The sequence below is a fragment of the Thermoactinomyces sp. DSM 45891 genome (assembly GCF_900119485.1).
Lineage (GTDB): Bacteria > Bacillota > Bacilli > Thermoactinomycetales > Thermoactinomycetaceae > Baia.
This window is the reverse complement of record NZ_FPJZ01000002.1, coordinates 299,841-324,727: the sequence shown is the minus strand read 5'-3', so window position 1 is coordinate 324,727 and position 24,887 is coordinate 299,841. Positions and strand designations below refer to the sequence as shown.

23 protein-coding genes, 1 pseudogene and 1 riboswitch are annotated in these 24,887 nt (G+C 42.5%); of the genes and pseudogenes, 20 read left to right on the top strand and 4 right to left on the bottom strand.

What is annotated here, in order from left to right; genetic code table 11:
• Positions 1-10: 10 nt before the first annotated feature.
• The 15 genes and pseudogenes from BT147_RS04665 (at position 11) to bla (ending at position 15,421) form a co-directional block, all read left to right on the top strand.
• Complete coding sequence (locus BT147_RS04665) at positions 11-1,345, top strand: nucleotide sugar dehydrogenase (RefSeq protein ID WP_072331424.1); 1,335 nt, start codon at positions 11-13, stop codon at positions 1,343-1,345.
• Between the two features lie 17 nt (positions 1,346-1,362).
• Positions 1,363-2,109, top strand: coding sequence for an N-acetyltransferase (locus BT147_RS04660; RefSeq protein ID WP_083426369.1), 747 nt, complete (start codon positions 1,363-1,365; stop codon positions 2,107-2,109).
• Between the two features lie 18 nt (positions 2,110-2,127).
• Positions 2,128-3,636, top strand: a complete 1,509-nt coding sequence (locus BT147_RS04655; RefSeq protein WP_072331422.1) for a lipopolysaccharide biosynthesis protein — start codon at positions 2,128-2,130, stop codon at positions 3,634-3,636.
• Positions 3,637-3,639: 3 nt separating this feature from the next.
• Positions 3,640-5,082 (top strand): O-antigen ligase family protein, encoded by a 1,443-nt coding sequence (locus BT147_RS04650; RefSeq protein ID WP_072331420.1) that lies wholly within the window; start codon positions 3,640-3,642, stop codon positions 5,080-5,082.
• Between the two features lie 74 nt (positions 5,083-5,156).
• Complete coding sequence (locus BT147_RS04645) at positions 5,157-6,260, top strand: glycosyltransferase family 4 protein (protein ID WP_072331418.1); 1,104 nt, start codon at positions 5,157-5,159, stop codon at positions 6,258-6,260.
• Positions 6,261-6,295: 35 nt separating this feature from the next.
• Positions 6,296-7,213 (top strand): NAD-dependent epimerase/dehydratase family protein, encoded by a 918-nt coding sequence (locus tag BT147_RS04640; RefSeq protein WP_072331416.1) that lies wholly within the window; start codon positions 6,296-6,298, stop codon positions 7,211-7,213.
• A 244-nt stretch (positions 7,214-7,457) separates the two neighbouring features.
• Positions 7,458-8,090, top strand: a complete 633-nt coding sequence (locus BT147_RS04635) for a sugar transferase (protein WP_072331561.1) — start codon at positions 7,458-7,460, stop codon at positions 8,088-8,090.
• A 318-nt stretch (positions 8,091-8,408) separates the two neighbouring features.
• Positions 8,409-9,824 carry an O-antigen ligase family protein gene (locus BT147_RS04630; protein WP_072331414.1) on the top strand — a complete coding sequence of 472 codons (1,416 nt, stop codon included), beginning with the start codon at positions 8,409-8,411 and terminating at the stop codon, positions 9,822-9,824.
• A gap of 1 nt (position 9,825) precedes the next feature.
• On the top strand, positions 9,826-11,028 hold the full coding sequence (locus BT147_RS04625; protein WP_072331412.1) for a glycosyltransferase family 4 protein: 1,203 nt from the start codon (positions 9,826-9,828) through the stop codon (positions 11,026-11,028).
• A gap of 68 nt (positions 11,029-11,096) precedes the next feature.
• A riboswitch (SAM riboswitch) is annotated at positions 11,097-11,214 on the top strand.
• 91 nt (positions 11,215-11,305) lie between these two features.
• A pseudogene (locus tag BT147_RS04620) lies at positions 11,306-12,043 on the top strand (methionine ABC transporter ATP-binding protein); the annotation flags it as partial.
• A gap of 13 nt (positions 12,044-12,056) precedes the next feature.
• The gene (locus BT147_RS04615; RefSeq protein ID WP_502688554.1) at positions 12,057-12,713 is read left to right on the top strand and encodes a methionine ABC transporter permease; all 657 of its coding nucleotides are present in this window, start codon (positions 12,057-12,059) and stop codon (positions 12,711-12,713) included.
• Positions 12,714-12,748: 35 nt separating this feature from the next.
• A complete protein-coding gene (locus BT147_RS04610; protein WP_072331406.1) occupies positions 12,749-13,540 on the top strand; it encodes a MetQ/NlpA family ABC transporter substrate-binding protein in 792 nt (263 codons plus the stop codon).
• Positions 13,541-13,673: 133 nt separating this feature from the next.
• Positions 13,674-13,946 carry an AbrB/MazE/SpoVT family DNA-binding domain-containing protein gene (locus tag BT147_RS04605; protein ID WP_072331404.1) on the top strand — a complete coding sequence of 91 codons (273 nt, stop codon included), beginning with the start codon at positions 13,674-13,676 and terminating at the stop codon, positions 13,944-13,946.
• Positions 13,946-14,275 (top strand): type II toxin-antitoxin system PemK/MazF family toxin, encoded by a 330-nt coding sequence (locus BT147_RS04600; protein WP_072331402.1) that lies wholly within the window; start codon positions 13,946-13,948, stop codon positions 14,273-14,275. Before BT147_RS04605 ends, BT147_RS04600 begins: the two co-directional genes overlap by 1 nt.
• Positions 14,276-14,518: 243 nt before the next feature.
• Positions 14,519-15,421 carry a class A beta-lactamase gene (gene bla / locus BT147_RS04595; RefSeq protein WP_083426379.1) on the top strand — a complete coding sequence of 301 codons (903 nt, stop codon included), beginning with the start codon at positions 14,519-14,521 and terminating at the stop codon, positions 15,419-15,421.
• Positions 15,422-15,561: 140 nt separating this feature from the next.
• Here bla and BT147_RS04590 read toward each other — a convergent pair whose 3' ends face one another.
• From BT147_RS04590 to BT147_RS04575, 4 genes are all read right to left on the bottom strand, one after another.
• The gene (locus tag BT147_RS04590) at positions 15,562-16,188 is read right to left on the bottom strand and encodes a YigZ family protein (protein ID WP_072331400.1); all 627 of its coding nucleotides are present in this window, start codon (positions 16,186-16,188) and stop codon (positions 15,562-15,564) included.
• 61 nt (positions 16,189-16,249) lie between these two features.
• Positions 16,250-17,272, bottom strand: a complete 1,023-nt coding sequence (locus tag BT147_RS04585; protein WP_072331398.1) for an LCP family protein — start codon at positions 17,270-17,272, stop codon at positions 16,250-16,252.
• 156 nt (positions 17,273-17,428) lie between these two features.
• Positions 17,429-18,610, bottom strand: coding sequence for an LCP family protein (locus BT147_RS04580; RefSeq protein ID WP_072331396.1), 1,182 nt, complete (start codon positions 18,608-18,610; stop codon positions 17,429-17,431).
• A gap of 25 nt (positions 18,611-18,635) precedes the next feature.
• Complete coding sequence (locus BT147_RS04575; protein ID WP_072331394.1) at positions 18,636-19,724, bottom strand: LCP family protein; 1,089 nt, start codon at positions 19,722-19,724, stop codon at positions 18,636-18,638.
• 370 nt (positions 19,725-20,094) lie between these two features.
• Here BT147_RS04575 and metK point away from each other — a divergent pair, with 370 nt between their 5' ends.
• From metK to BT147_RS04550, 5 genes are all read left to right on the top strand, one after another.
• A complete protein-coding gene (gene metK, locus BT147_RS04570) occupies positions 20,095-21,294 on the top strand; it encodes a methionine adenosyltransferase (RefSeq protein ID WP_072331392.1) in 1,200 nt (399 codons plus the stop codon).
• A gap of 125 nt (positions 21,295-21,419) precedes the next feature.
• Positions 21,420-22,160 (top strand): LuxR C-terminal-related transcriptional regulator, encoded by a 741-nt coding sequence (locus BT147_RS04565; RefSeq protein ID WP_177239672.1) that lies wholly within the window; start codon positions 21,420-21,422, stop codon positions 22,158-22,160.
• Between the two features lie 35 nt (positions 22,161-22,195).
• Positions 22,196-22,621 carry a hypothetical protein gene (locus BT147_RS04560; protein WP_072331390.1) on the top strand — a complete coding sequence of 142 codons (426 nt, stop codon included), beginning with the start codon at positions 22,196-22,198 and terminating at the stop codon, positions 22,619-22,621.
• 61 nt (positions 22,622-22,682) lie between these two features.
• Entirely contained in the window at positions 22,683-24,122 is a 1,440-nt protein-coding gene (locus tag BT147_RS04555) for a helicase-related protein (RefSeq protein ID WP_072331388.1), read from the top strand.
• Entirely contained in the window at positions 24,119-24,856 is a 738-nt protein-coding gene (locus BT147_RS04550; protein ID WP_072331386.1) for a ComFC family protein, read from the top strand. The genes BT147_RS04555 and BT147_RS04550 overlap by 4 nt, the downstream gene beginning before the upstream one ends.
• Positions 24,857-24,887 lie beyond the last annotated feature (31 nt).

The following is a 24,887-nucleotide window of genomic DNA, read 5'->3' as shown; positions in this document are numbered from 1 at the left end:
GGTATGAGGAGTGACAAACGTGCTACTAGAGAAGTTAGAGAGTCGTTCCGCTGTCATCGGAGTCGTAGGGCTTGGTTATGTGGGTTTACCACTTGCGGTTGAGAAAGCAAAAGCAGGCTTCCGTGTCATCGGTTTTGATGTATTGCAACATCGTGTGGATGAAGTAAATCGGGGGATTAACTATATCGGTGATGTCGTTGATGAAGAGTTAAAAGAACTAGTTGCCAGCGGAAAGATTATGGCTACGACAGATTACTCTAAGATCGCGGAAGTAGATGCAGTTGCGATCTGTGTACCAACTCCTTTGGATAAATATCAACAGCCAGATGTCTCGTATGTAGAGTCATCTAGTAAAGATATCGCGAAATATCTACATCCGGGGATGTTAGTTGTCTTAGAAAGTACAACTTATCCAGGCACAACGGAAGAAGTAGTCGGACCGATCTTAGAAGCAACGGGACAGAAAATAGGTCAAGATTTCTATCTAGCCTACTCCCCAGAGCGTGTCGATCCAGGTAATAAAATCTTTAATACCAAAAACACCCCGAAAGTAGTGGGTGGTGTTACAGCAGATTGCACGAAGGTAGCGGCTGCGATGTATCGCGCGGTATTGGAAGGGGAAGTTCACGAAGTATCAAGTCCGAAAGTAGCGGAGATGGAGAAGATTTTCGAGAACACATTCCGTAACATTAACATTGGACTTGCCAACGAAATGGCGATCCTCTGTCATAAGATGGGGATTGATATATGGGAAGTAATCGATGCCGCTAAGACTAAGCCATACGGGTTTATGGCGTTTTATCCAGGCCCAGGGCTAGGTGGACACTGTATTCCAATCGACCCATTCTACTTAACATGGAAAGCACGTGAATATAATTATCACACTCGTTTAATCGAATGTTCAGGTGAAATTAATAATGCAATGCCAGAATTTGTGGTAGATCGTACGATGAAAATCTTAAATCGCTATGGAAAAGCCCTCGCAGGCTCTAAGGTTCTTGTGCTGGGTGTGGCTTACAAGAAAGATATTGATGATATGCGCGAATCTCCTGTTCTTCCGATCTTAGAGTTGCTCGAAACGTATAACGCGGATGTTGAAGTAGCGGACCCACATGTACCTTCTTTCCGCTTCTCACATAATGCAGATGCAAAAGTGATGGAGACTGTCGAGTTGACAGCAGAGCGTCTTCAAAATGCGGATCTTGTCCTGCTTACTACGGACCACAGTGCCTTTGATTATGAGATGATTGCACGAGAATCAAAAGTGATTTTTGATACGCGTAATGCCTTTAAAGGAGTAGGTATTTCTACTTCTGACATTCGAGCAGACTACGAAAAATTATAGGAAATGGGTGTGGGCTCATGAACAATTTCGTACATGAACGTGCGACGATGGGGACAGATGTCTCCATTGGCCATTTTTCGGTTATTGAGGACGGTGTTGTATTAGGGGATCGTGTGACGATCGGGAATAATGTCACGATTCATGCAGGAACTATTCTTGGTAATGATGTATTTATTTCTGATAATTGCGTGGTAGGGCGTTGGCCGAGACCTGCGAAAGCATCGACGGTAAAAGTAGATGCTTCTTTGCCGGCGCTTGTGATCGGAGATGGGACAACCCTTGGAGCAAATACAGTTTTATATCGTGGCTCCTCATTTGGGAAGGAATGTATGGTTGGAGATCAAGCTTCTGTACGGGAGAAGTGTGAGATCGGGGATCGCGTGGTAATCGGGCGTGGAGTAGCGGTCGAGAACCAAGTTTCCATCGGCTCCTTTACGAAGATTCAAACCAATTCTTACATTACTGCTTATACGACGATTGAAGAAAGGGTTTTTATCGCTCCAACTGTAACGACTACCAACGATAACTTTATGGGGCGTACGAAAGAGCGCTTCCAGTTTGTAAAAGGTGCACACATCAAGAAAGGAGCACGTATTGGTGGAGCTTCTATCTTGTTACCAGGTGTAGTGGTAGCCGAGGAAAGCTTTATCGCCGCAGGCGCTGTTGTACACCGTGATACAGAGGAAAAGAAAGTGTATGTTGGGGTGCCAGCGCGTGTGCTACGTGATGTGCCAGTCCGTGAATTATTAGAAAATCAAGAGTAGTTGAGGTAGGAGCAATCCATGAACCAACTAATCAAGCGTTTGTTTTCAGACTCAGCTGCCTTTGCGATCGCTACGATGGGAAACAAGCTGGCAGCAGTCGTGTTGGCCCCTATTTATATTCGAATTCTACAAAAAGACCAGCATGCTATCGGTGACTGGGGCCTGACGCAGACGTACACGCTTATTTTAACGTATCTGTGTATCCTAGGTACGGATACGGCACTGGCTTATTATTTCTATGACACCAAAGATGAGAAGGATCGCCAGGTCTACTTCACAAATACCTTATTGTTTAGTGTAGGGATGTGCATTCTGTTTAGTGTACTATCCTTCCTCTTTGATTCTGCGATCTCTTCCGTCGTCTATCGAAGTAATCGGTATGACGATACCCATCTATTGACGATTGCAACCGTTGCGACATTGGGGGCGATTGTGATTCAGCATATCCTCGCCTATGCTCGCTACAACCGAAGAGTCTGGTTTTTTAATGTTTTTTCCATGGCATTTGTGATCGGGTCCTCTGTGCTAAGTGTGGTACTTGCTTACTACATGAAACCGTCTGTGCTCGGTATTTTTTACGGTCAGTTGATCGGTCAAGGTTCGGTAGCCTTGATCTTGCTATGGCTATATCGAAAAGAGCTAACATGGAAGTTCTCTAAACCTCATACGATGAGGCTCATTAAATATGGGTCTCCTGTGATGATTTCCCTATTATCTTTTTGGATTATGTCATCCATCAGTAGACCTATGCTGAATTACTTAGTAGAAGATAACTCTGCTATTAAGTACGATGCAAACGCCATCTATGAAGCGACTGTACGTATCGCCAGCTTTATCGTTTTGATTACGGCACCGTTTCAATTAGCTTGGCGCCCTTTTTCGATGTCGATTAAGGATCGTGATGATGCACAGCAGGTGTATGGATTGATCGGCAGAGGTTTACTCGTGTTTGGAACGTTAGCTATTATGGTACTCACATTCTTTATACAACCTTTGTACAATCTATATATCGGTACTCCCGGCCCAGAGACGAAGGTGGACCTGTCCAGTGGGTATCTCTATGTATGGATGTTATCGTTGGGGACCTTATTAAACGTACTACATCCCGTATTTGGCGTTGGATTATTCATTAAAAAACAAACCAAACACATCTCACGAATCTTTATCCTCGTTTCTGTGATTTTCTTAATTGGTAACTTTCTACTCGTGCCGTATTTTAAAATTTGGGGTACAGTTAGTATGACCGCTACTAGTTATTTCATTGCGGTGATCCTGATCTATCGAGCCAGTCAAAAAGTATATCCAGTTGAGTTTAAATTTGGCGCTATGATGCTCTACATGACGGTGTTCCTCGCTTCTATGGCTTGGATTAGCTACGTGCAAGCTAATCATTTGCCGAATCCGTGGATTACGTATGTGGTTGCATTTATAGTGAATATAGCTGTCGTTTTCTTAACAGGATTAATTCCTTTTCGCATGTTGAATCGAATAGGCAGTCTTTTGCCCAAACTAGGAGGTAAAAAGTGAGAGATGGTGAATGAGGGTTTGCTTTCCCAACGAAAACGTTTAGATACGTGGTTTTATCTAACGGCCGCCTTCGCTCTACTCGGGCCTAGCTTTGGTATTCCGGTGACATCCGGTTTTACATTAACTTTCTTCCGCCTCGCTTTTTTGGTTTTACTAGTCGGATTCATTTTTCGCTTTGTAAACAAAAAAAGCTTAGAAGCATCCTATATGGTTCCGATTCGTTGGTATGTCGTTTTTCTATGCTTTTGGATCTTGTATGCCGTCTTAACATTAACGTGGGTTATTGATATGGGAAAAGGGATTCGTTATGTCGTATTTTTAACTAATATGATTGCGTTAGCTCTTTCATTTCCTTACTTTATTCGAAATGAATCCTACTATCAAAAGATCACGAAAATATTATTCGGTATATATACAGCGATTATTTTATTTGCGGTCTTTGAATCGGTTACCTTAATCCATCTTCCTACTTCTCGAGCGGCAGATGAAAATGTTTCAGATGGAGTAAGTGCGTCGATTACATCCGTTTTTACTAACCAAAATGATTTGGCGACATGCATTACACTGGCTTTGCCATTTATCGTCGCTGCCATGATCATGTTACCTTTGTCCCGAATGATGAAAGCGGTACTGTACGGAGTATTCATCCTATCAGGATATGTTTTGTTTGCTACAGGATCACGCGTAAACGAGTTAATCGTTCTCCCATTGATTGGAGTGACCTTGCTCGTGCTTTTTTGGAAAAGTTTGGATCGGGATCGATTCCGTCTAAAAAGCATCCGGACAAATGGCCTCTTTCTACTCCTTGCTGTGGTATTGGTTCAGGTAATGCTATCGACTATGTTGACCCCAGAGGGTCAAAGAGTAGTGGAGGATAAGCTTGGAAGTACTTCTGCAAGCATTTCTGACCTTCATGATGCGGTTTCGGAGGAACTTGTAGAAGGAGAGGAGTCAAAGATAGAAGGCCAATCAGGAGAGAGCATAACGGTACGTGTCAATCTCTTAAAGCATGGACTTGATTTTCTAGTCAAAAGCCATTTTATGGGAGTGGGTGCAGGTAATATTGAACGGTGGATGCACCCTTCTTCAGATGAGTATGTGAGTGGAAATGTAAATAAGGAAAATATCCATAACTGGTGGGCTGAGATTTTAGTTAACTTCGGTGTGATTACCTTTGCGCTTTACCTGGCTTTATACGTCTGGTTGCTGTGGCGATTGTGGAAGCTGATCAGTTTAAAAAGATCTCCACATCTTTCCCCATATTTACGCTTCGGGGCAGTAGCGAGTTTAGCGGCGATGACTGGATATTTTTTCGGTGGCATGGCGATGAGCACTGCGATCCATTTCACTCCGATGTGGATTAGTTATGGCCTTGCTTTAGCTGTATTAGTACTAGGTGAACATGATAAACAAGTTAGACCAAAGTTGATATCTGGATCGAAATGAGCGGGGGGAGCCTAGATTTGTGATTCCTTCCCTTTCTTTATAGAGTAAGTTGCCTGAAGGAGCTGAACCCGTGAATGAAAAAAGTGATGATATTTAGTTCAGTTCATCCTTGTGATGACTCCCGAATTTTTCATAAACAAGCTGTCTCATTAGCAAAATCGGGATACGAGGTAGAGCTACATGCCATTTCGGATGTGGAAGAGAAAAGGGAGCAAGGTGTTAGGATTGTAGGAGTGAAGAGGGCGTCGAATCGCTTTCGCAGGTTACTAAAGGGATATGAATTATATAAACGGGCAAGAAAAAGTGGCGCTGATGTGTTCCATTTTCATGATCCGGAACTACTTCCGTGGGGAGTTCTCTTGCGGCTTCGAACGGGTAAGCCTGTGATCTATGACGTACATGAGGACTTACCCAAACAAATCTATACCAAAGTGTGGATTAATCCCAAGATTCGTAGGCCCCTATCTAGATGGGTTCACCGAATTGAAAAGGGGCTAGCGCGCAAATTAACAGCGGTCATCGCCGCAACGGAACCCATTGCCATCCAGTTTACTGGAGTGACGCGTAGGGAAGTCATAAAAAACTATCCACTTCCCATGCCGATGATCGAACGACAAGAAGATGGTAAAAATCAAATCCTATATGTGGGTGGGGTTTCTCGCCTGCGAGGGTATGATGAAATGATTCAAATGATGAATCATATTCCCGAAGAACTACAAGCGGAATTACACATTATCGGTCCGCTTCAGCATATCCAAGTGAGTGTGGAGGAAGCAGAGCGATTTAGTGAAAGACGGATCTACCTTCATGGAAGAATTCCTTTTACAGAGGTTCAGCAGAAATTAGCATCTGGAAAAGTTGGATTGGTTTGCTTGCATCCGGTTGAAAACTACCGTGAATCTCTACCCATTAAGATGTTCGAGTATATGTCAGCTGGTATGCCTGTACTTGCAACCGATTTCCCGTTATGGAAAGAGATTGTGGAGGGAAGCGACTGTGGGTTTACTGTAAATGCTCTGGACCCGAAGGAAATGGCAGAGAAGGCAACGCAGATATTGACTAATACAGAACTAGCTAAATCGATGAGTGTTAATGGACGGAAAGCATACGAAGAAAACTATAATTGGCATATTGAAGAGCAAAAATTGCTGCGCTTGTACCAAGAAATGGGACTATGAGATGTTCAAGGTAGGAAAACAAAGGGGGTATCAGCATGAAAGTTCTTGTGACAGGAGGAGCTGGCTTTATCGGATCCCATATCGTAGATCAACTGATTAACGAAGGGAATGAAGTGGTTGTCCTAGATAACCTGATAACAGGACACGAAGAGCAGATTCATCCAAAGGCGACCTTTTATCGGATTGATGTGACTCATCCAGAAGTCCATCAGATATTTGAACAGGTGAGACCGGATGCAGTAATTCATCAGGCGGCGCAAACGCATGTCCCTACATCGATTGAAAAGCCTCTCTATGATGCAAATGTAAATATCATGGGAGTGATTAATTTATTAGAAGCAGCAAAAGATACAGGAGTGAGAAAATTCGTGTATGCTTCTTCTGCCGCTGTATATGGAGAGCCTAAGTATTTGCCAATCGATGAATGCCACCCAACGCATCCTATTTCCCCTTACGGTATCTCCAAATACACAGTCGAACATTATCTAGACGTTTACCATCGTCTATTTGGACTAGAGTACACAGCACTTCGCTATGCAAATGTATACGGCATTCGTCAGGACCCAAGGGGCGAAGGTGGTGTGGTATCCATCTTCACCGACAAAGTACTAAGTAAACAGACGCTAACGGTGTTTGGTGATGGGGAACATACACGAGACTATGTGTATGTAGAAGATGTAGCCAAAGCAAATGTACAAGCATTGTCAAAGGCATCAGGGGAAATTATCAATATCGGTACGGGTGTTCAGACTTCATTAAATGAATTAATCGAAGCGTTTCGCATAGCCTCTGGAAAAGAAGTAGTCGTTACGTATGGACCAGAGCGTGCTGGAGATATTAAAGATAGTTATTTTAATGCGAAGAAAGCCGCGGACACCTTAGAGTGGGAAGCGAAAATCCCATTATTAGATGGCTTAAAGCAAACGTATCAATACTATTTAGAGAGGTACTAGCATACTCTTTTACATAGCAAACGTTGGACCAAGCAGAGATGGTTATGTATTCATACATAAATCGCTAAAGCTGTAACAAAACGTCTATTGTTATTTAGGCTCTCCTGAAGTATACTGTGTCATTATAGGCTTGAAATATTACTGTAATGTTACTGTTACTTTTGTAATCTAACTATGAGTATAAACTGTTGATAAACATAGATGATTTATAGCGATCAGGAGTGAATAGCAGATGCGTTTGAAGATGTCGGTCGAAAACGATGCAAGTGTTTTGACAGGAGAATTAGGAGCTGCTTCTATGGTCTACTTAATCGTTAAACGGGCGTTTGAGATCATCTTCTCGCTAGCCCTTCTCATCTTCACCTTACCTGTCCTCATCTTATCAGCGATTGCGATTAAAATGGAGTCTACTGGCCCTGTTTTCTATAAGCAAGAGCGAGTGGGGCTACAAGGGAAGAAATTTTGGATTTATAAATTGCGTTCCATGCGAACGGATGCTGAGAAAAACGGACCGCAATGGGCTGCTAAAGATGATCCTCGTGTTACGCAGGTAGGTAAATTTATTCGTAAAACCCGGATTGACGAACTTCCTCAGATTCTCAACGTATTAAATGGAGATATGAGCTTAATCGGGCCTCGCCCAGAGCGAGATTGTTTTACGGAGCAATTTGAAAAAGAGATTCCTGGATTTAAGAAGCGCTTGTTAGTGAAACCAGGCCTTACTGGATGGGCACAGGTAACAGGCGGTTACGAAGTGACTCCACGTGAAAAATGGGAACAAGATATGTACTATATTCAAAATCAATCGATTGCCATGGATGTGCGTATTCTACTACGTACGGTTTGGGTTGTCTTGTCAGGAAGCGGTGCAAGATAAAAAGAAAACACGGATACCATCTCATCATGATGATCCGTGCTTTCTTTTTATATGACTGTGACTCACATTAGAATATCAGACGAAGTCCTGCATACATCAGCAACCAAAACGGTACACTGATACCAGCGGCATTCATGACACCAATCCAAAATGATTTACCAACGACTGGATATTCCATGTGAGACACCTCCGTTTTCGCTTTGTAAACTTATTATACGCCACGGTATACTCATTTAGTTACATTTGTCGAACTTGTTAACAAAATGTAATCTGCAGGTAACATAAGCTTGATATTGACGATGAAAAGAGTGAGGATTGGTGGATCAATTGTTACTTCGAAAACACGATCGATTAGAAAAGATTTTCTACTACATGATTGCATTTGCACTGATTGGTCCGACACTGGGAATTGGTGCAGGGGACTTCCGTCTTACTTTTTTTAGGATCGCTTTTTTTGTTTTATCTGTAGGTGTTTTGATTCGACTTGTTTGGAACAAAGAATACATGAACTTTAATCAAAATCACGGGCTAACCACAATTTATCAAGTTCGTTGGTTTGGAGCATTCTTCTGCTTTTGGCTCTTTTATGCACTGATTTCGCTAACTTGGGCTGTTAGTTTAAAAGAGGGTATTCGATATTTGATTTTCCTTGGAATGATGCTTGCACTCACTTTTTCTTTCCCCTTCTTTATCCGTACATATGAAAATATTTGGAAAACAGCGAAAACACTGGTAACAGTATACGCAATGATTATTGCTTATGCTGTATTTGAATCGATGACCTTTATCCATTTACCTGTTTCTAGGGGTTACAATTCTGAACTGGTAAGTGTGGTTACTTCGGTTTTTACCAATCAAAATGACTTAGCTACGTTTATTACATTGGCACTGCCATTTTTGATTACGGCGATCTTTTTGTTGCCATTACATAAAAAATATAAATGGTTCCTGTATATTGGATGTGTTTTTAGTCTCTATACCCTTTTCGCAACGGGTTCACGTAGTAATGTGATGTTTGCCCTGCCGCTTGCTTGTGGAGTACTATTGATCGGTGCTTTTTTCGTAGTGAAGCGCGAGAAATGGACGAAGAAAAACGTGGTCAAGTCAATCATAGCTGTTTTAGCGGCAATTATATTAGCTAATGCAGTAGGCTTTGTTCTTTTATCTGATAAGGCAAGGGCTGCCAATAATGCAAAATTGGCTTCCATCTTCGGCTTTCTAGGTGATTTTCAAAAAGGTGGCTGGGATGCAGAGGGAGAAGATGTCATTGAAGGAGAAACGGGCCGAAGTGCTACGGTTCGTAAGTTTCTCATTATCAATGGACTCCACTTCTTACATGATTCGTATTACTTGGGAGTAGGACCGGGTAATGTTGAGCCGTTAATGGAAGGTGCGCCTCATGTAGATAAAAAAAATATCCACAACTGGTGGCTAGAAATCCTTGTTAATTTTGGGGTGCTGATCTTTATGATGTATATGGCGCTATATTTCTGGTTGTTGTGGCGCTTATGGAAGCTCGCTTCCTTAAAACACGGGGCATCAACGAGCCCTGTGGTCCGTTGTGGTGCTTTTGCTACGTTGTCCAGCTTGATCGGCTTCTTCTTCGGCGGGATGGCACCTAGTAGTTGTATTCACTATACCCCGATGTGGATTACGCTAGGGATTGGTTTAGCTGTGGTTGGTGTTGGCGAATTGGAGAGAAAGAAACAGGCTGTTGTACAAGGAAGTGAATGAATTGACGAAAAAAGTTTTGGTTGTTTCACATATGTACCCAAGCAAGATAAATCCACAATCTGGAATCTTCGTACATAATCAGACAAAGGCACTACAAGATGCAGGATGCGAAGTGCAAGTAGTCGTACCGATTCCTAGGTTTCCGTTATATAAAAAGTGGAAGGGGTACTCAGACCTACAAGGCCAAATCGATCTGGATGGAATTCCTGTCCATTATGTGCCTACATGGATGTTTCCTGGCGGTTTCTTTTTCCATCGCTATGGCGAATTTTATATACGATCCCTTAAACCGATTTTGCACCAAATGAAGCATGAGTTTCCTTATGAGTTACTCCATTGTCACACGATCTTTCCAGATGGATATGCAGGTGGACAGTTGAAAGAAGAACTTGGAGTCCCTGTTATTAGCACGATTCATGGCTCTGATATTATGCTTTATCCGAAGAAAAGTAAAAAGGTCTATGATCGAACGATCGAAGCATTAAAGACGAGTGACCAATTGATTACGGTAAGTGATCGGCTCTGTAGTGAAGTGGAACAAATGGTTCCAAGGTTACCTGTATCTACGATCTATAATGGCTTTGATCCGAAGCGATTTTACCCGATTGATCAGCAAGAGGCTCGCCATCGTCTGGGGATTCAGCTTGAGGGCAAACAGATTGTATTTATCGGGAATTTACTGCCTGTCAAGGGAATCAGTTATTTGGTACAAGCTTTTCGCCGTCTCGTTCAGGATGAGCAACATGAAGGTTTGAATCTATATTTAGTAGGCGCAGGACCACTTCAAAGTAGCATAGAGGATGAGATCACAAAGCTTGGTCTCACAGGTCGCGTTCACTTGATGGGGAGAAGACCGTACGATGAAATGATACATTGGATGAATAGTGCGGATGTGATTGCGTTAACCAGTCTCAGCGAAGGATTGCCTTCCATCTTATTTGAATCGATGGGATGTGGACGTCCGATGGTGGCGACGGATGTTGGCGGAATCAAAGAAGTCCTACAAGATGGTGTAACGGGAAAGCTTGCACGCCCCAAAGATGTAGAGCATATCTCGCAATGTTTACATGAAATTTTGACCATGGACGATGTGCGAGAAGTGCTAGGGAAACAAGCCTATGTAGCATCGCGTGACTTTTCGCTGGAGCAAAATGCAAATCAATTGATCGAGCGCTATGAGAAAATAAAAACATTGACATATTAAATAAATTGATCTAGTATAAGTTTTAGTTCGTTACAATATTGAATTGAAAAATGAATATCTGAGATTTTCTCTTATCCAGAGAGGTTGAGGGACAGGCCCTATGATACCTCGGCAACCAGTCTGTATGATCAAACATACAAACAAGGTGCCAATTCCTGCAGAGCTTTTTGTTCTGGTAGATGAGAGGAAAGTGGATCTTTGTATAGATACATATCCCCTTTCTGCAATCATCTGCAGAGGGGGATTTTTTATTTTGTAAATAAGGATGGTGATCAAATTGATCCAAATCGAGCAAGTTTCAAAACGATATCCAGCCAAAGGGCGAGAGCAAGAAGTGATTGCGTTGCAAGAGATTACTCTCCAGATCGATAAGGGTGATATCTTCGGGATCGTCGGTTACAGTGGTGCTGGTAAAAGTACCTTACTTCGCCTGCTAAACGGATTAGAAAAGCCAACCAGTGGTTCGATCCATGTGAACGGCAAAGAGATAGTAGCCTTGTCCGGTGGAGAACTCAGGTTGCTAAGACAAAAAATCGGCATGATTTTTCAACATTATCATTTACTATGGTCCCGTACCGTAAGAGAAAATGTAGCCTTTCCACTTGAAATTGCAGGAAAAGCCAAGCACGGGATCGAGCAACGAACGGAAGAATTATTGCGTCGTGTAGGGCTATGGGAGCGGCGAGATGCGTATCCATCCGAATTGAGCGGTGGGCAAAAGCAACGTGTTGGGATTGCGCGTGCACTTGCTAACGATCCCTTTTTGCTACTATGCGACGAGGCTACTTCTGCACTTGATCCAGAGACGACGTCTTCCATTTTGCAATTAGTAAAAGAGATCAATCAAGAGATGGGGATTACCGTTGTCTTGATCACGCACGAGATGAGTGTAGTAGATGCGATTTGTAACAAAGTAGCCGTGATGGAGACGGGATCGATAGTGGAATTGGGTGAGGTACAACAAGTGTTTCGGGATCCACAACATGAAGTAACGAAGCGTTTTACAGAAAGTTTGGGAGGTGGTCACATTGCTTAATCAGGTAGATTGGGTGACTGTCTGGCAGGCCACATTAGATACATTGCAAATGGTAGGGATTTCAACGTTATTTACAGTGCTATTGGGTTTACCGCTCGGAGTACTCCTCGTGATTACGAACCGTGATCATTTATGGGAGAACCAAGTGGCTCATAAAAGTTTAGCTGTTGTAGTGAATGTATTTCGTGGTGTTCCTTTTATTGTCCTTATTTTATTATTATTTCCGCTCTCTACGTTTCTCATCGGTACTAGTTTAGGACCGACTGCTGCTACGATTCCACTAACCGTAGCGGCTGCACCTTTTTTTGCTCGAATGGTGGAAACGGCATTACTGGAAGTGGATCGCGGCACACTAGAAGCCGCACATGCGATGGGGGCGAATCGATTTACGATCATTTGCAAGGTTTTATTAGCCGAGTCCCTGCCGGCGATTATTTCGGGAGTTACAGTAACGTGCGTTTCACTAGTCGGTTATTCCGCTTTTGCTGGGATAGTGGGTGGCGGTGGATTGGGAGACGTTGCTCTACGAGTAGGTTTCCAGTCGTTTAATAATGAGATGTTGCTTGTATGTAGCTTCATTTTGGTAGCGATTGTTCAAATCGTTCAGTGGATCGGCGATGTGATCAGTCGCAAAGTTGACCACCGTTAAGAGAGTAACTATATATTACATTGGAGGAATAAGAGATGAGAAAAAGCTGGCTTGTTACCTTAATTGCGATTGTATCCCTACTTGCCGTTGCTTGTGGAGGGAAGAAAGAAGAGTCAACGTTAACAGTAGGAGCTTCCCAAGTACCACATGCTGAGATTTTAGAGCATATCAAACCACAACTGGAAAAAGAAGGCGTAAAACTGAGTGTAAAAGTATTTCAAGACTATGTATTACCAAACAAAGCAGTAGAAGAAGGACAACTTGATGCGAATTTCTTCCAACACGTTCCTTGGTTAGAGACAACGAATAAAGAAAAGGGATACCATATCGCAAAAGTTGTAGGCGTTCACATTGAACCAATGGGGGCATATTCAAAGAAATGGAAAGAGGTAGCGCAGATTCCAAACGGTGCAACGGTAACACTGCCGAACGATCCTTCTAATTTCAAACGAGCCCTTCAGCTTTTAGAGACGAAAGGTTTGATCAAATTAGATAGCTCAGATGGTGAGAAAACTCTTCAGTCCATTAAAGAGAATCCGAAGAAACTTCAATTTAAGCAATTAGAAGCTGCTATGCTTCCTCGTACTATCGGTGAGGTAGACTTAGCGGTTATCAACACAAACTATGCATTACAAGCAAAACTAAATCCAATCAAGGATGCCCTGTTCATCGAGGATAAAAACTCACCGTATGTAAATATACTTGCGGCAAAACAAGGTAACGAAAATAAAGAAGCCCTGAAAAAATTGGCGAAAGTCTTGAACTCACCAGAAGTGAAAAAATTCATTGATGAGAAATACAAAGGTGCAGTAGTGGCCGCATTTTAATCGAATTCCCCAGTACGAACCTATCAACGTAATAGGACGTGCTGGGGAATTTTTGTTTCTCTGTCATGTAACGTGAATAATTTGGCAATAATGTAGATACAATGTATATACATGGAAATAAGGAGGGGATATAATGGGAGCAAAGGCAAGAAAGGGAGGAATTAGTATGACTGCATTAGTGTCTAAGTGGGGTAACAGCCTTGCCATCCGAATTCCGAATCATGTTGCGGAAATGTTATCGATTGAGAATGGATCGGAAATGGAAATGGTAGTAGAGGGTCAGGAGATTAAATTAATCCCCATGAAGCAGAGACCGACACTTGAGGAGCTATTAGCAAAAGTGACTCCCGAAAACCGACATCATGAAGTTGATTTTGGGGAAGCAGAAGGAGCTGAGCTTTTGTAATGGCCGCACCAGAAAGAGGTGATCTTGTATACCTCAGTTTTAATCCACAAGCTGGGCACGAACAGGCAGGGCGACGACCTGCGATTGTGTTATCGCCGAAAAACTTTAATGAAACTACGAAATTTGCAGTTGTCTGCCCGATTACCACCGTAGAAAAAGGGTATCCGTTTGAGGTGAAGCTACCAGAAGGTCTTCCATTTCAAGGGGTGATACTTGCTGATCAAGTGAAGAGCTTAGACTGGCATGCACGGGGATTTGAAACAAAGGGGCAAGTGACGGATGAAGTGGTGGCTGATTGTTTAGAACTAATTCATACATTTTTATCATAAGTGAGCGGGTAGACGTAGCTCGCTATTTTTGTGTTCATCATGAGAAATAAGAGGTGTACAGGGTGGATTTAGGTTAGAGATGGACTTTAATCTGTCACAGTTCCCTCCTATTTCTCGTTTTTTTTAGTTTCATAGGGGAAATAGAATCCCCTAAGGGAGGTGTCTTTTTCGAAGGAATAAAGTGGGAAACCAAATTCCCCCTCTACAAATCTATACAAAAAAGGATGATATCTCTTGAAGAAAATGAAAATGGCTATGAGTATGCTTGCTGGCTTATGTTTATTTAGTCTTACGGGTGTAAGTGGAATGGTTCAAGCAGAAGAAAATAAAGTCAAACATCGTGTAAGTGCTGCTGATGTGAATCAAGCGTTCACTGATCTGGAAAAGAAATTTGAGGCGAGGCTAGGTGTTTATGCGATCGATACTGGAACAGGACGAACTGTTACTCACCGATCGGATGAGCGTTTTGCTTATGCCTCTACGTTTAAGACTCTAATCGTAGGAATGCTGTTGAAGCAAAAGTCTGTTGATCAGCTAAATGAATTAATTACTTATACAAAAGAGGATGTAACTCGATCTGGGTATGCACCTATTACCGAAAAACATATAGACACGGGAATGACCCTAAGAGAACTTTGCGATGCTACCCTTCGCTATAGTGATAATGCGGCACTAAATTTAATACTCGAAGAAATAGGGGGTCCGAAAGTAGCTAGACAGGAATTAATGAGGATAGGCGATCATACTACGAAACCTTCTCGTTTTGAGCCGGATCTGAATGAGGCGACTCCTGGTGACATCCGTGATACAAGCACGCCAAAGGCGTTAGCAACAAGTCTAAAGGCTTTCACACTGGAGAATGTTCTTCCGATGGAAAAGCGTAATATGTTGATTGATTGGATGAAGAGAAATACGACAGGGGATAAGCTAATACGTGCTGGTGTTCCAGATGGATGGATCGTGGGGGATAAAACGGGATCAGGTGGTTACGGAACTCGCAATGATATTGCTATCGTGTGGCCACCGAACCGAGCACCGATTGTGATTGCGATGTTATCAAGCCGAGGCGAGAAGGATGCAACTTATAACGAGGAGTTGATTGCACAGGCGACTAAAGAAGTGGTTCATGCTCTGTATAAGAAGTAGATCTATGGAGAAACAATGTAGATTCAACTGAGAAGATTGGCTTAACCCCCTATGTAGATACTACGTAGGGGGTTAATACTTGAAGAGATAGTTAATTATCTGGTGGATCATGAGCTAGCAAAAATGGTTCTGTATCGTTTCTACTTCACTCGGTATTCTAACTCTCCCAGTTCTACATTTGCCTGACCATGGGTCCAATCGATGATCTGGGATTGGATTTGCTCTATTTCGTCCACAGGTACCCATAGGGTCCAGCTTACGTGCTCGGTAAATATAGGTTGGTCTAAAAAGTAGGAGGTTTGACGTAGTTCGTGCTCGAGCTTACCTATATGAGTGTAATCAAAGGAGATGTTGATGGATTGATGGAGGACAGGCTGGACGATTCCTGCGGCTTCTAGGGCCGCGGATGTTCCTTGGCTATAAGCTCTGACGAGGCCGCCAGCTCCTAGCTTAATTCCTCCGAAGTATCGCGTAATGACGACCGCAGTGTATTGAACTTTCTTGGAATGTAGGACTTCGAGCATCGGCTTGCCTGCTGTTCCGGAAGGCTCGCCATCGTCGGATGCTTTTTGGATGAGATCGGTGACGAGGTAGGCAGAGCAGTTATGGCTTGCGTCCCAGTATTTTTTAGAGATGTCAGCGATAAATTTTTGGGCTTCCTCCTCCGTTTTGACAGGTGTAGCTTGACAAATAAAACGAGATTTTTGAATAATGATCTCCGTTTCTCCATATCTAGCAATGGTTAGATACGATAAGGGTGTTTTCATGATGTAGGGGCTCCTCTCCCAAAGAAAAGACGGCGTTTATTGGCCGTCTTTGAGGTGTTGTTCAATTTGTCTTCTTCATTTGAGGGACCTCGATTTTATTTTGATCGTAAGGGAGGTCTAACTCTTTTTTTAGTAGATTGCTAACACGATCACGCTCTTTTTGGCTAACTAAATCATACCAGATTCCGTTGATTCTTTCAGAAGGGGCCTGAATCGTTATGTGTTTTAAGGATTCTTTTGGAATACTACGATAGATGCTAGCTAGAGTAGGGATTTCGGAGGGACTGAAGCTATAGGAAAAGTTGTTCCCAACGATTTCCGTGAGGGAAGTAAATTTGGTTAGCACTTGAACCCCTGTTAATTTGTCTAATAGTTGATTGATTACTTCTTGTTGTCTGCGATTACGACCGTGATCACCTTCAGGGTCTTGTTTTCTCATGCGGACATAGGCTAAGGCTTCTTCCCCATTTAAGTGCATGGGCCCAAGTCTGAAGTGGATGATTTTATCGTTAAAGGAGCGGTAAGTGAAAGCCCTCTTTACATCTACGTCAACTCCCCCCAGTTGATTGACGACGTCCATAAAGCCTTGGAAATTAATCTTCGCATAGTAATCAATGGGGACGCCTTCTAGAAAACTCTCAACGGTGAGTCTTACATTAGAAACGGGGTCGATGCCCTTTTCTCTTCCCCATGTGGCAGCGGAATTAATCTTATCTTTCCAGCCATTTGTATGGGTGATGGTGGTTCGAGTATCGCGGGGGATACTGACGATGGAGGCTGATTTTTTTGCTGGATTAATGGTAGCAATCATGAGTACATCGGGGCGCCACGACTCCTTTTCCCCTTTGGCAGTGCGTGAATCGACACCCATGAGCAAGACGGTAAACGGATCCTTCCCGATTTCTACTTGCTTCTGTCTAAGATCCGATTTTGTTGCATTAGAATCATGTCCTTTCGCCAGTGCATTCCACATTTGATATATGTAAAAGCTACCCGTTAGAGCGAGAATTGCCAAGCATATGAGGAGTATTCGATTCCTCTTTTTTCTACGCGCTACTTGTTGCTCTGAGCGTTGATTCTTCACCAAATGATTCCTCATTTCATTAGAAGCTTGGGAAAACGAATTGCCCTTATACTATCATCTGGGAAATATTAGGATCAAGTTTCGAGGGCGGAATATAAAAAATACCTGAATGGGATCAGGTATTTTTTATACGATTATGGAGTAGTGGTAGTCGATTTACCTTCCATTGTTAGTGGAGCCTGAAGGTTGATTCGATTCATGGGTACCTGTACCTTCAGAATTCCGATATGCTTTCTGTGGTACTTGTTTCGGGATTTGTTCGAGCGTTTTTGCCTCGAAAGGATCTAGCGTGTGATCATATGTGATGGCACGCTTGTCGTACTCTTTTCCTAGATGTTTGAGTAACTCAGCGATGGCACGTTGACGCTCACCCTCGGGAACGATCTGGAACCATTTCTCATTTTGTTTAAGAGAGTAGTTGTGTAGAGCGATCGATTCTTTATTGTTTTGTGCTTCACGATACACATTAAACATAGGGAGGATCTCGCCCATATCAAAGCTATAACGGAAGTTCTTCCCTACTGCTTTGGTGATGTCGCTAAACTGAGTCACGCCAGTAAATCCAGTCATTTTACCTAAAATGGCACTGATTACTTCTTGTTGACGACGGTTTCGATCATTATCGTTTTCCATTTCTGTAGGCACGATGGAGCCAGTGCCTTTGTGGTTTTTACGAGTTCTTACATACATCAGGGCTTTTTCTCCGTTTAAGTTAATTTGCCCTTTTTCGTATTTCAGCATTTTCCCCCCGTAGAATGGAACTTGGAATTTATATTTGTTATCTACGGTAATGCCACCTACTGCATCTACTAGATCCATAAATCCTGAGAAATTAATCTGTGCTACATAGTTGATCTGGATCTTGTTATCCAAGAATTGTTCTACCTGTTTTACGATTTGCTGGTTTTTTGCTTTTGCATCCGAACCAGAGTGCAGAGAAGATAGTGTCTCCGTAATCTTCCCTTTGCTGGTGGAATTATAAAATTTCACATACGTATCACGAGGGATACTCATGGTTCGTACAGATTTTTCCTTTGGATTTACTGTAGCTACCATTAAGACGTCGGGACGCCCTCCATTTTTACTTTCATTTTCAAGATCATACTGGTCAATTCCCACTAAAAGCATGGTAAAAGGCTCTTGTTTTATGTCTACTTTCTTGGCATCTGTTTTCAAGCTCTCATCGTGGGAATTTGAAAATGCACTCAGGAGATTAGTTGCATAGTAGCCAGCTACACCGATAAAGAGAGCTAGGATGGCACTAAAAATAATGACTCTCTTTTTCTTCTTCTTTTTACGCATCTCTACTCGTTCGAGTCGACTTCGTTGGGAGTTCATCATTTCATTCTCCTTTCAGAGATCTTTATTTTGCGGGCTTCTGTTTCCGATTGGGATTCTTGAGATCTTGTTCAAAATCGTACAAGAGATCTGCCTCATTGAATGGTTTGTCCATTGCTTTTTGCAGTTCTGCGACTACTCGTTTACGTTCACCCTCTGTCGTGATCTGACAGTCGCCGTGACCAGGGAGGGTTTTAGAATAGGTATTTAATTTAATGATGTGGTTATTTTCTTTAGGTATATCCGCATAAATACTCATTAGCGGTAAGATATCCGAAACATGAAAGCTATACTGGAAGTTATTCCCGATTACTTCAGTGATATCAGTAAACTGTGTTAAGTTTTTGAAACTGAGCATTTTATCTAAAACATGCCGTACAGCTTGTTGTTGGCGTTTGTTACGTCCGAGATCACCTTCAGGGTCTAGTTTTCGTTGTCGTACAAAAACAAGTGCTTCTTCCCCATTTAAATGTTGGTTTCCTTTTTTAAAGTGGAGATATTTCCCACCAAATGTTTGCATTTTAAAGTTGTATGGAACTTCTACGTCAATTCCACCTACTTTGTCGACAAGGCCTATGAACCCACTAAAATTGATTTTAGCATAGTAATCGATAGGGACTTGTCGATTCAGAAAATCTTGAGCGGTTTCCCGTACAGAGTTGATGGGGGTAAGCTTGTTGATATTCGTATATATGGAGGCTGCAGAAGCATTGATTTTCGTTTGTGTCTTCGTCCCATGGATTTGGAAAAAGGTATCGCGGGGGATACTTACCATGTGGATATTCTTTTTTTCTGGATTGACGACAGCAAGCATCATCACATCAGGACGCCAGCCTTCTTTTGACTCTTTTTTGGAGTTGTATTGGTCTGCACCGATGAATAGGATGGTAAAGGGCTCTTTCTTTACATCTACTTGTTCTTCTCGTAAGGAAGATTTTCCGGCTGTAGAGTCTTGACTGTTGGCCACTGTCGTATAGAGATTATAGGAATAAACACCAACTGTTACAAGAAGAGTTGAGAGAATAGCGGATGTCCAAATGACAATCTTTTTTTTTCTACTCTTTTTCGGAGTTAGTTGTTTACTTGAACCTGTGGGCCCGAAGCCATCTTGCATAACTAACCCTCACTTATTCTGTATAATTTTTTACTACATCCTATCACCTTTTCTACCTTTTTAACACATTACTATGTAAGTTACACAAAATCCTCAAAAATGAACGGAGACGTTGAGTCTGTGCAGGGGGTGGTGGAATATTTATTTAATTAAGAAATAAAACTATATGCATACCGAATATTGCTTGTGTTTATGAGTATAATCTTGTATTCTTAGTGGTGATGTAGAGATTGACTAAGAATCAGGTAGCCTCTTTTTACTAGGTGTTCACACGAGAAGTTTGTCATCAAGCTGAAGAGTAGAAACACCTTTCCAAGAGAGGAGAGGTTTTTTTGTTTACATATAATGGCTATTTAGGGGGAATGAATCCATGTCTGAAAAGAAGCGTACGTTATTTACTTCTGAATCTGTAACAGCGGGTCATCCAGATAAAATTTGTGATCAGATCTCGGATGCTATTTTGGATGCTATTTTAGAGAAAGATCCGAATGCCCGTGTTGCTGCAGAAACTTCTGTTACCACTGGCTTGGTTTTGGTTGCGGGTGAAATTACAACCAACTGCTATGTTGATATCCCAAAGATTGTACGTAAAACAGTAAGTGATATCGGATATACTCGTGCAAAATTTGGCTTTGATGCTCAAACTTGTGCAGTTTTGACATCGATTGATGAGCAGTCTGCTGATATTGCTCAAGGTGTAGACCAAGCATTAGAGGCTCGTGAGGGCTCTATGACGGAAGAAGAAATTGAAGCGATTGGTGCAGGTGACCAAGGACTCATGTTTGGTTTTGCTTGTAACGAGACTCCCGAATTGATGCCACTCCCGATTTCTCTAGCACATAAACTGGCTAGAAGACTTCATGAAGTACGTGTCGATGGAACACTCAATTACTTGCGCCCTGATGGTAAAATCCAAGTGACAGTAGAATATGAAGATGACAAGCCAGTTCGAATTGATGCACTTGTATGCTCTACTCAACACGCTGAGGATGCTACACTTGAGCAGATTCAGAGCGATATAAGGAAGCATGTCTTTGGTCCGATCGTCCCAAAAGATATGATCGATGAAAATACAAAGTACTTCATTAATCCAACAGGTCGATTCGTAATCGGTGGACCACTTGGAGATGCAGGATTAACAGGTCGTAAGATAATCGTAGATACTTACGGTGGATATGCTCGTCATGGTGGAGGAGCATTCTCTGGTAAAGATCCTACTAAGGTAGACCGCTCTGCTGCATATGCGGCACGTTATGTAGCGAAAAACCTAGTTGCTGCAGGTCTTGCTGAGAAATGTGAAGTGCAATTGGCTTATGCGATCGGAGTGGCTCGCCCTATGTCCGTTCGTGTTGAGACGTTTGGTACGGGTAAGGTAGATGAAGGGGTTCTAGTTGAATTAGTAAATAAACACTTCGATCTCCGCCCAGCCGGAATCATCCGTCAACTAGACTTACGTCGTCCACTCTACCGCCAAACCGCCGCTTACGGTCATTTCGGTCGCACCGATATTGACCTACCGTGGGAGCGCACAGATAAAGTAGAGGTATTAAAGACTGACGCAGGCTTATAAATGAATCACGAGGAGTCATCCAACAAAGGATGGCTCTTTTTGTTTAAACAAAAAAGGATTCATGATAGAATAAAAAGAGATGTCAGGCGATTTTGGATATTCATCAAGGGAGTGAGGTGAACGTTTTGATTGAGAGTCCGTTTCTTCACCAACGAAATGCCCATTTCAGTGAGCCTTCCAATATATCCCCCATTCGTATCTTAGTAGCAGATTCCAGTGACATTTATCTGAATAGATATAAAAATTTATTTTCTTATTATCCTGAGTTGCAAATTGTAGCATCTTGTATAGATGGATCGGAAGTAGCGCATGTATGTGAAACTCTTATACCGCAAGTAGTTGTGATGGATCTATATTTACCCAGAATGGATGCAGTAGAGGTTACGCACTACATCAATCGAGTGACTCCTCAAACAAAAGTCCTCATTCTAACGGATCAAGCCGATCAATATGCAGTAGAAGCCATCCGCAATGGAGCGACTGGCTATCTCCTAAAGGAAATAGAACCGAAACAACTTATTGAAGCCTTAAAAGTGGTGGTTTGTGGTGGAACCTATATACACCCAGTATTGGTGAGCAAGATGGCAAGTGAACTTCGTCGATTGAGTCGGCAAGAAGGTGCTTTTAGTCGAATTCATACATCGTATCATACAGTGAATTGGCAAGAAATTCTAACCAACCGAGAGATGGAAGTCTTACGTCTATTGTCACAAGGAAAAAATAACAGGGCGGTTGGAGAACATTTATTTATTAGTGAGAAGACCGTTAAGAATCATGTAAGTAAGATTTTATATAAATTAGATGTCCAAGATCGTACACAAGCTGTGTTGCTTGCTATCAAATACGGGTGGGTCCAATTAATATAGAAATCCAGTTGAGATAGGAAAAGGGGGTTGTGATGATGATGGTATGGGTTTGTTTAGCAGGAGTAGCTACCTATTTTGTAATCTGGATGTTAGTAAAGAGGTCAAATTGGCTTTACGGAAGTTATTATCATAATAAAGCATCGCACTTGGTCGTCATTGCAGATAATACAGAACAGCAATTAGAATGGTGGATTCGATCTTATTATACGAATCATCGCATTTCAGGGAGTCATGGAAAGGTTAGTTGTCTGCTAATCGGCCACACGGAAGAGGCAGACCGATTGCTGGAGAAGCTAAACCGCATATATGTGGAGTTAGAGTTTATTCATATGCAATCCGATGATGGTGCTGTAGAGCGATGGATGAAAGACAATCAGAAGGTCGGAGAGCGATTTATTGTGATGGATCTACGAGTTTCGTATGAAGAGGATACAGTTAAAGGAAAGTGGTCAGCATCGTAATATCACCAGACTCCGTGTACGTGTCTGGTTTTTTTATTGGTTTTGTGGGGTGATGTGATAAGTGGAGATCAAACAAGAAAGTGATTACGCCTATTCATTTTGGGAAGGTCGTCTACTACTAGATCAGGAAGTACAGCGATTTCGAGCACTTCATTTTCCACAACAATCGGAGAATGAGTGGAATGAAATAATACATCAATGGAGGGGGAAGAATTGGCTTTCTGTGTTTCCTGCCATTGTGCTTCGGGAAGGGAGATGGAAGTGTCTTCGTTGCGGTGCAGATCAAGAGTTTATCTTCTTCACCCCTTGTGGAAGGTGCGAACGAGATAGTTGTGCCAGCTGTAAACATTGTCTACTACTTGGAAGGGCAAGAAGTTGCCGGTATCTGTATCAGTTTGTGCGAGTAGGACGAGATAGGGTGCAGATTCCACGAGATGTAAACGCGCCCTCGATCCAACTAACAGCGAAGCAGTTGACTGCTGTGCAGGAGTTATCTACTTACGTGAGACAAAAAATGCCTTCTGTCTTGTTTTGGGCTGTAACGGGGGCAGGTAAGACAGAGACGATGATTCCGGTGATCGAACCACTGATTCGCCAAGGGAAGTCGGTACTATGGTGTACGCCTAGGCAAGATGTGGTGAAGGAACTAGCCCCGCGGTTAAAACGATTTTTTCCAGATGGGATTGTCTCTGAACATTATGCAGGAAGCCCAGATAAATGGATGTTAAGTCCATTGGTGATTGCTACAGCGCATCAGACGATTCGAATGGCCCATCTCTTTGATCTAGTCATAGTGGATGAGGCGGATGCCTTTCCGCTCGAGGGGAATCCTGCGTTAGAATATTCAATCCAAAGGTCAAAAAGAACAGGTGGTACGATTGTTCTCTTAACCGCGACGCCTACGGATTTATGGATTTATAGGATGCGAAAGGGAATTTTACCTACTGTATTGTTGCCATGTAGATTTCATGGCAAACTGATGCCATGCCCGATTTGGAAAAGAGAAAGGGCCTTGTGGGCTCAGATCAAATCTCACAAAATGAATCGAACGGTGCAACGAATCATAAGTGAGATTACGAGTACAGATGGACAAGCATTGTGGTTTGTGCCTCGTATTGAGGATACAAGGGTGGTAGGGGAATGGTTAAAAAGACAATTTCTTTGTGATGAGGGACAAGTGGATTTTGTATCGAGTACAGATGAAAATCGAACGGGGAAAATTATGCGATTTCGTGATGGAAACATTCTTCATCTAGTAACTACTACTATTTTAGAACGTGGTATTACGGTCCCAAAATGTAATGCGGTCGTGCTCGGTGCAGATCATTCCGTATATGACAGGGCTTCTTTGGTCCAAATTGCAGGTAGGGTCGGAAGAAGTTTGCAATACCAAGCAGGAAAAGTGTGGTTTATATCCAATCATAAAACAGAACCTATTTGCCAAGCGATTCGGGAGATACAACTCTTAAATCGAGAGGCTTGCAAGGAGTTTGGCGGATGAGGAGTTGGTGGTCGAAAATATTTGGTGATTCGTCTGCATACTGTTGGTTTTGTCAGTCCCCTCGTCCTAGGATGATAGGCAATCCTATCTGGGAACAGTTATGTGCAGGTTGTACAGAGAAACGCAAGATTTTAGCATACCCACAGTGCAGAGTTTGTGGGAAACCGAATTTGATCGATGATTCTTTTTGCTACGATTGCCTGCGGACTCCTGAGTCTGACCGAGTTGTAAACATGAGTTGTGTCGAGTATAACCATTGGGCGCGTTTAGTTGTTCAGCAATGGAAGTATCGGGGTGATGAGCGACTATCGAGGCCGATGGGACTTTGGATGGCTTCGCTGATTAAGCAACGTTTTTTACATAGGGATCGCTTTTTGATTACATATGTTCCCTGCCATCGCAAGAGAGTATATGAGCGTGGGTTTGATCAAGCCAAACAGCTAGCCCATATTATCGGTGCACAATTACATATTCCTGTAGTGGAATTGTTAGTTCGACAGAGGTATCAAGATCAGCCGCAAAGTAAGCGAAGTCGAGATCAAAGGCTTCAAGCACTTGTAGGAACTTTTTCTTACCAAAGAAAACAGATGGATTTATCCGGTCACTCGGTTGTTTTGATCGATGATGTATATACAACTGGATCAACCGTAAGGGAGTGCGCAAAGCTCTTGCGAAGAGCTAACTTACAGCCTGTTGCGTGTACATTTGCAAGGACGAATTCTGAATATGTATAAATCGGGTGAGTTTGGGAAAGACAGATGAATA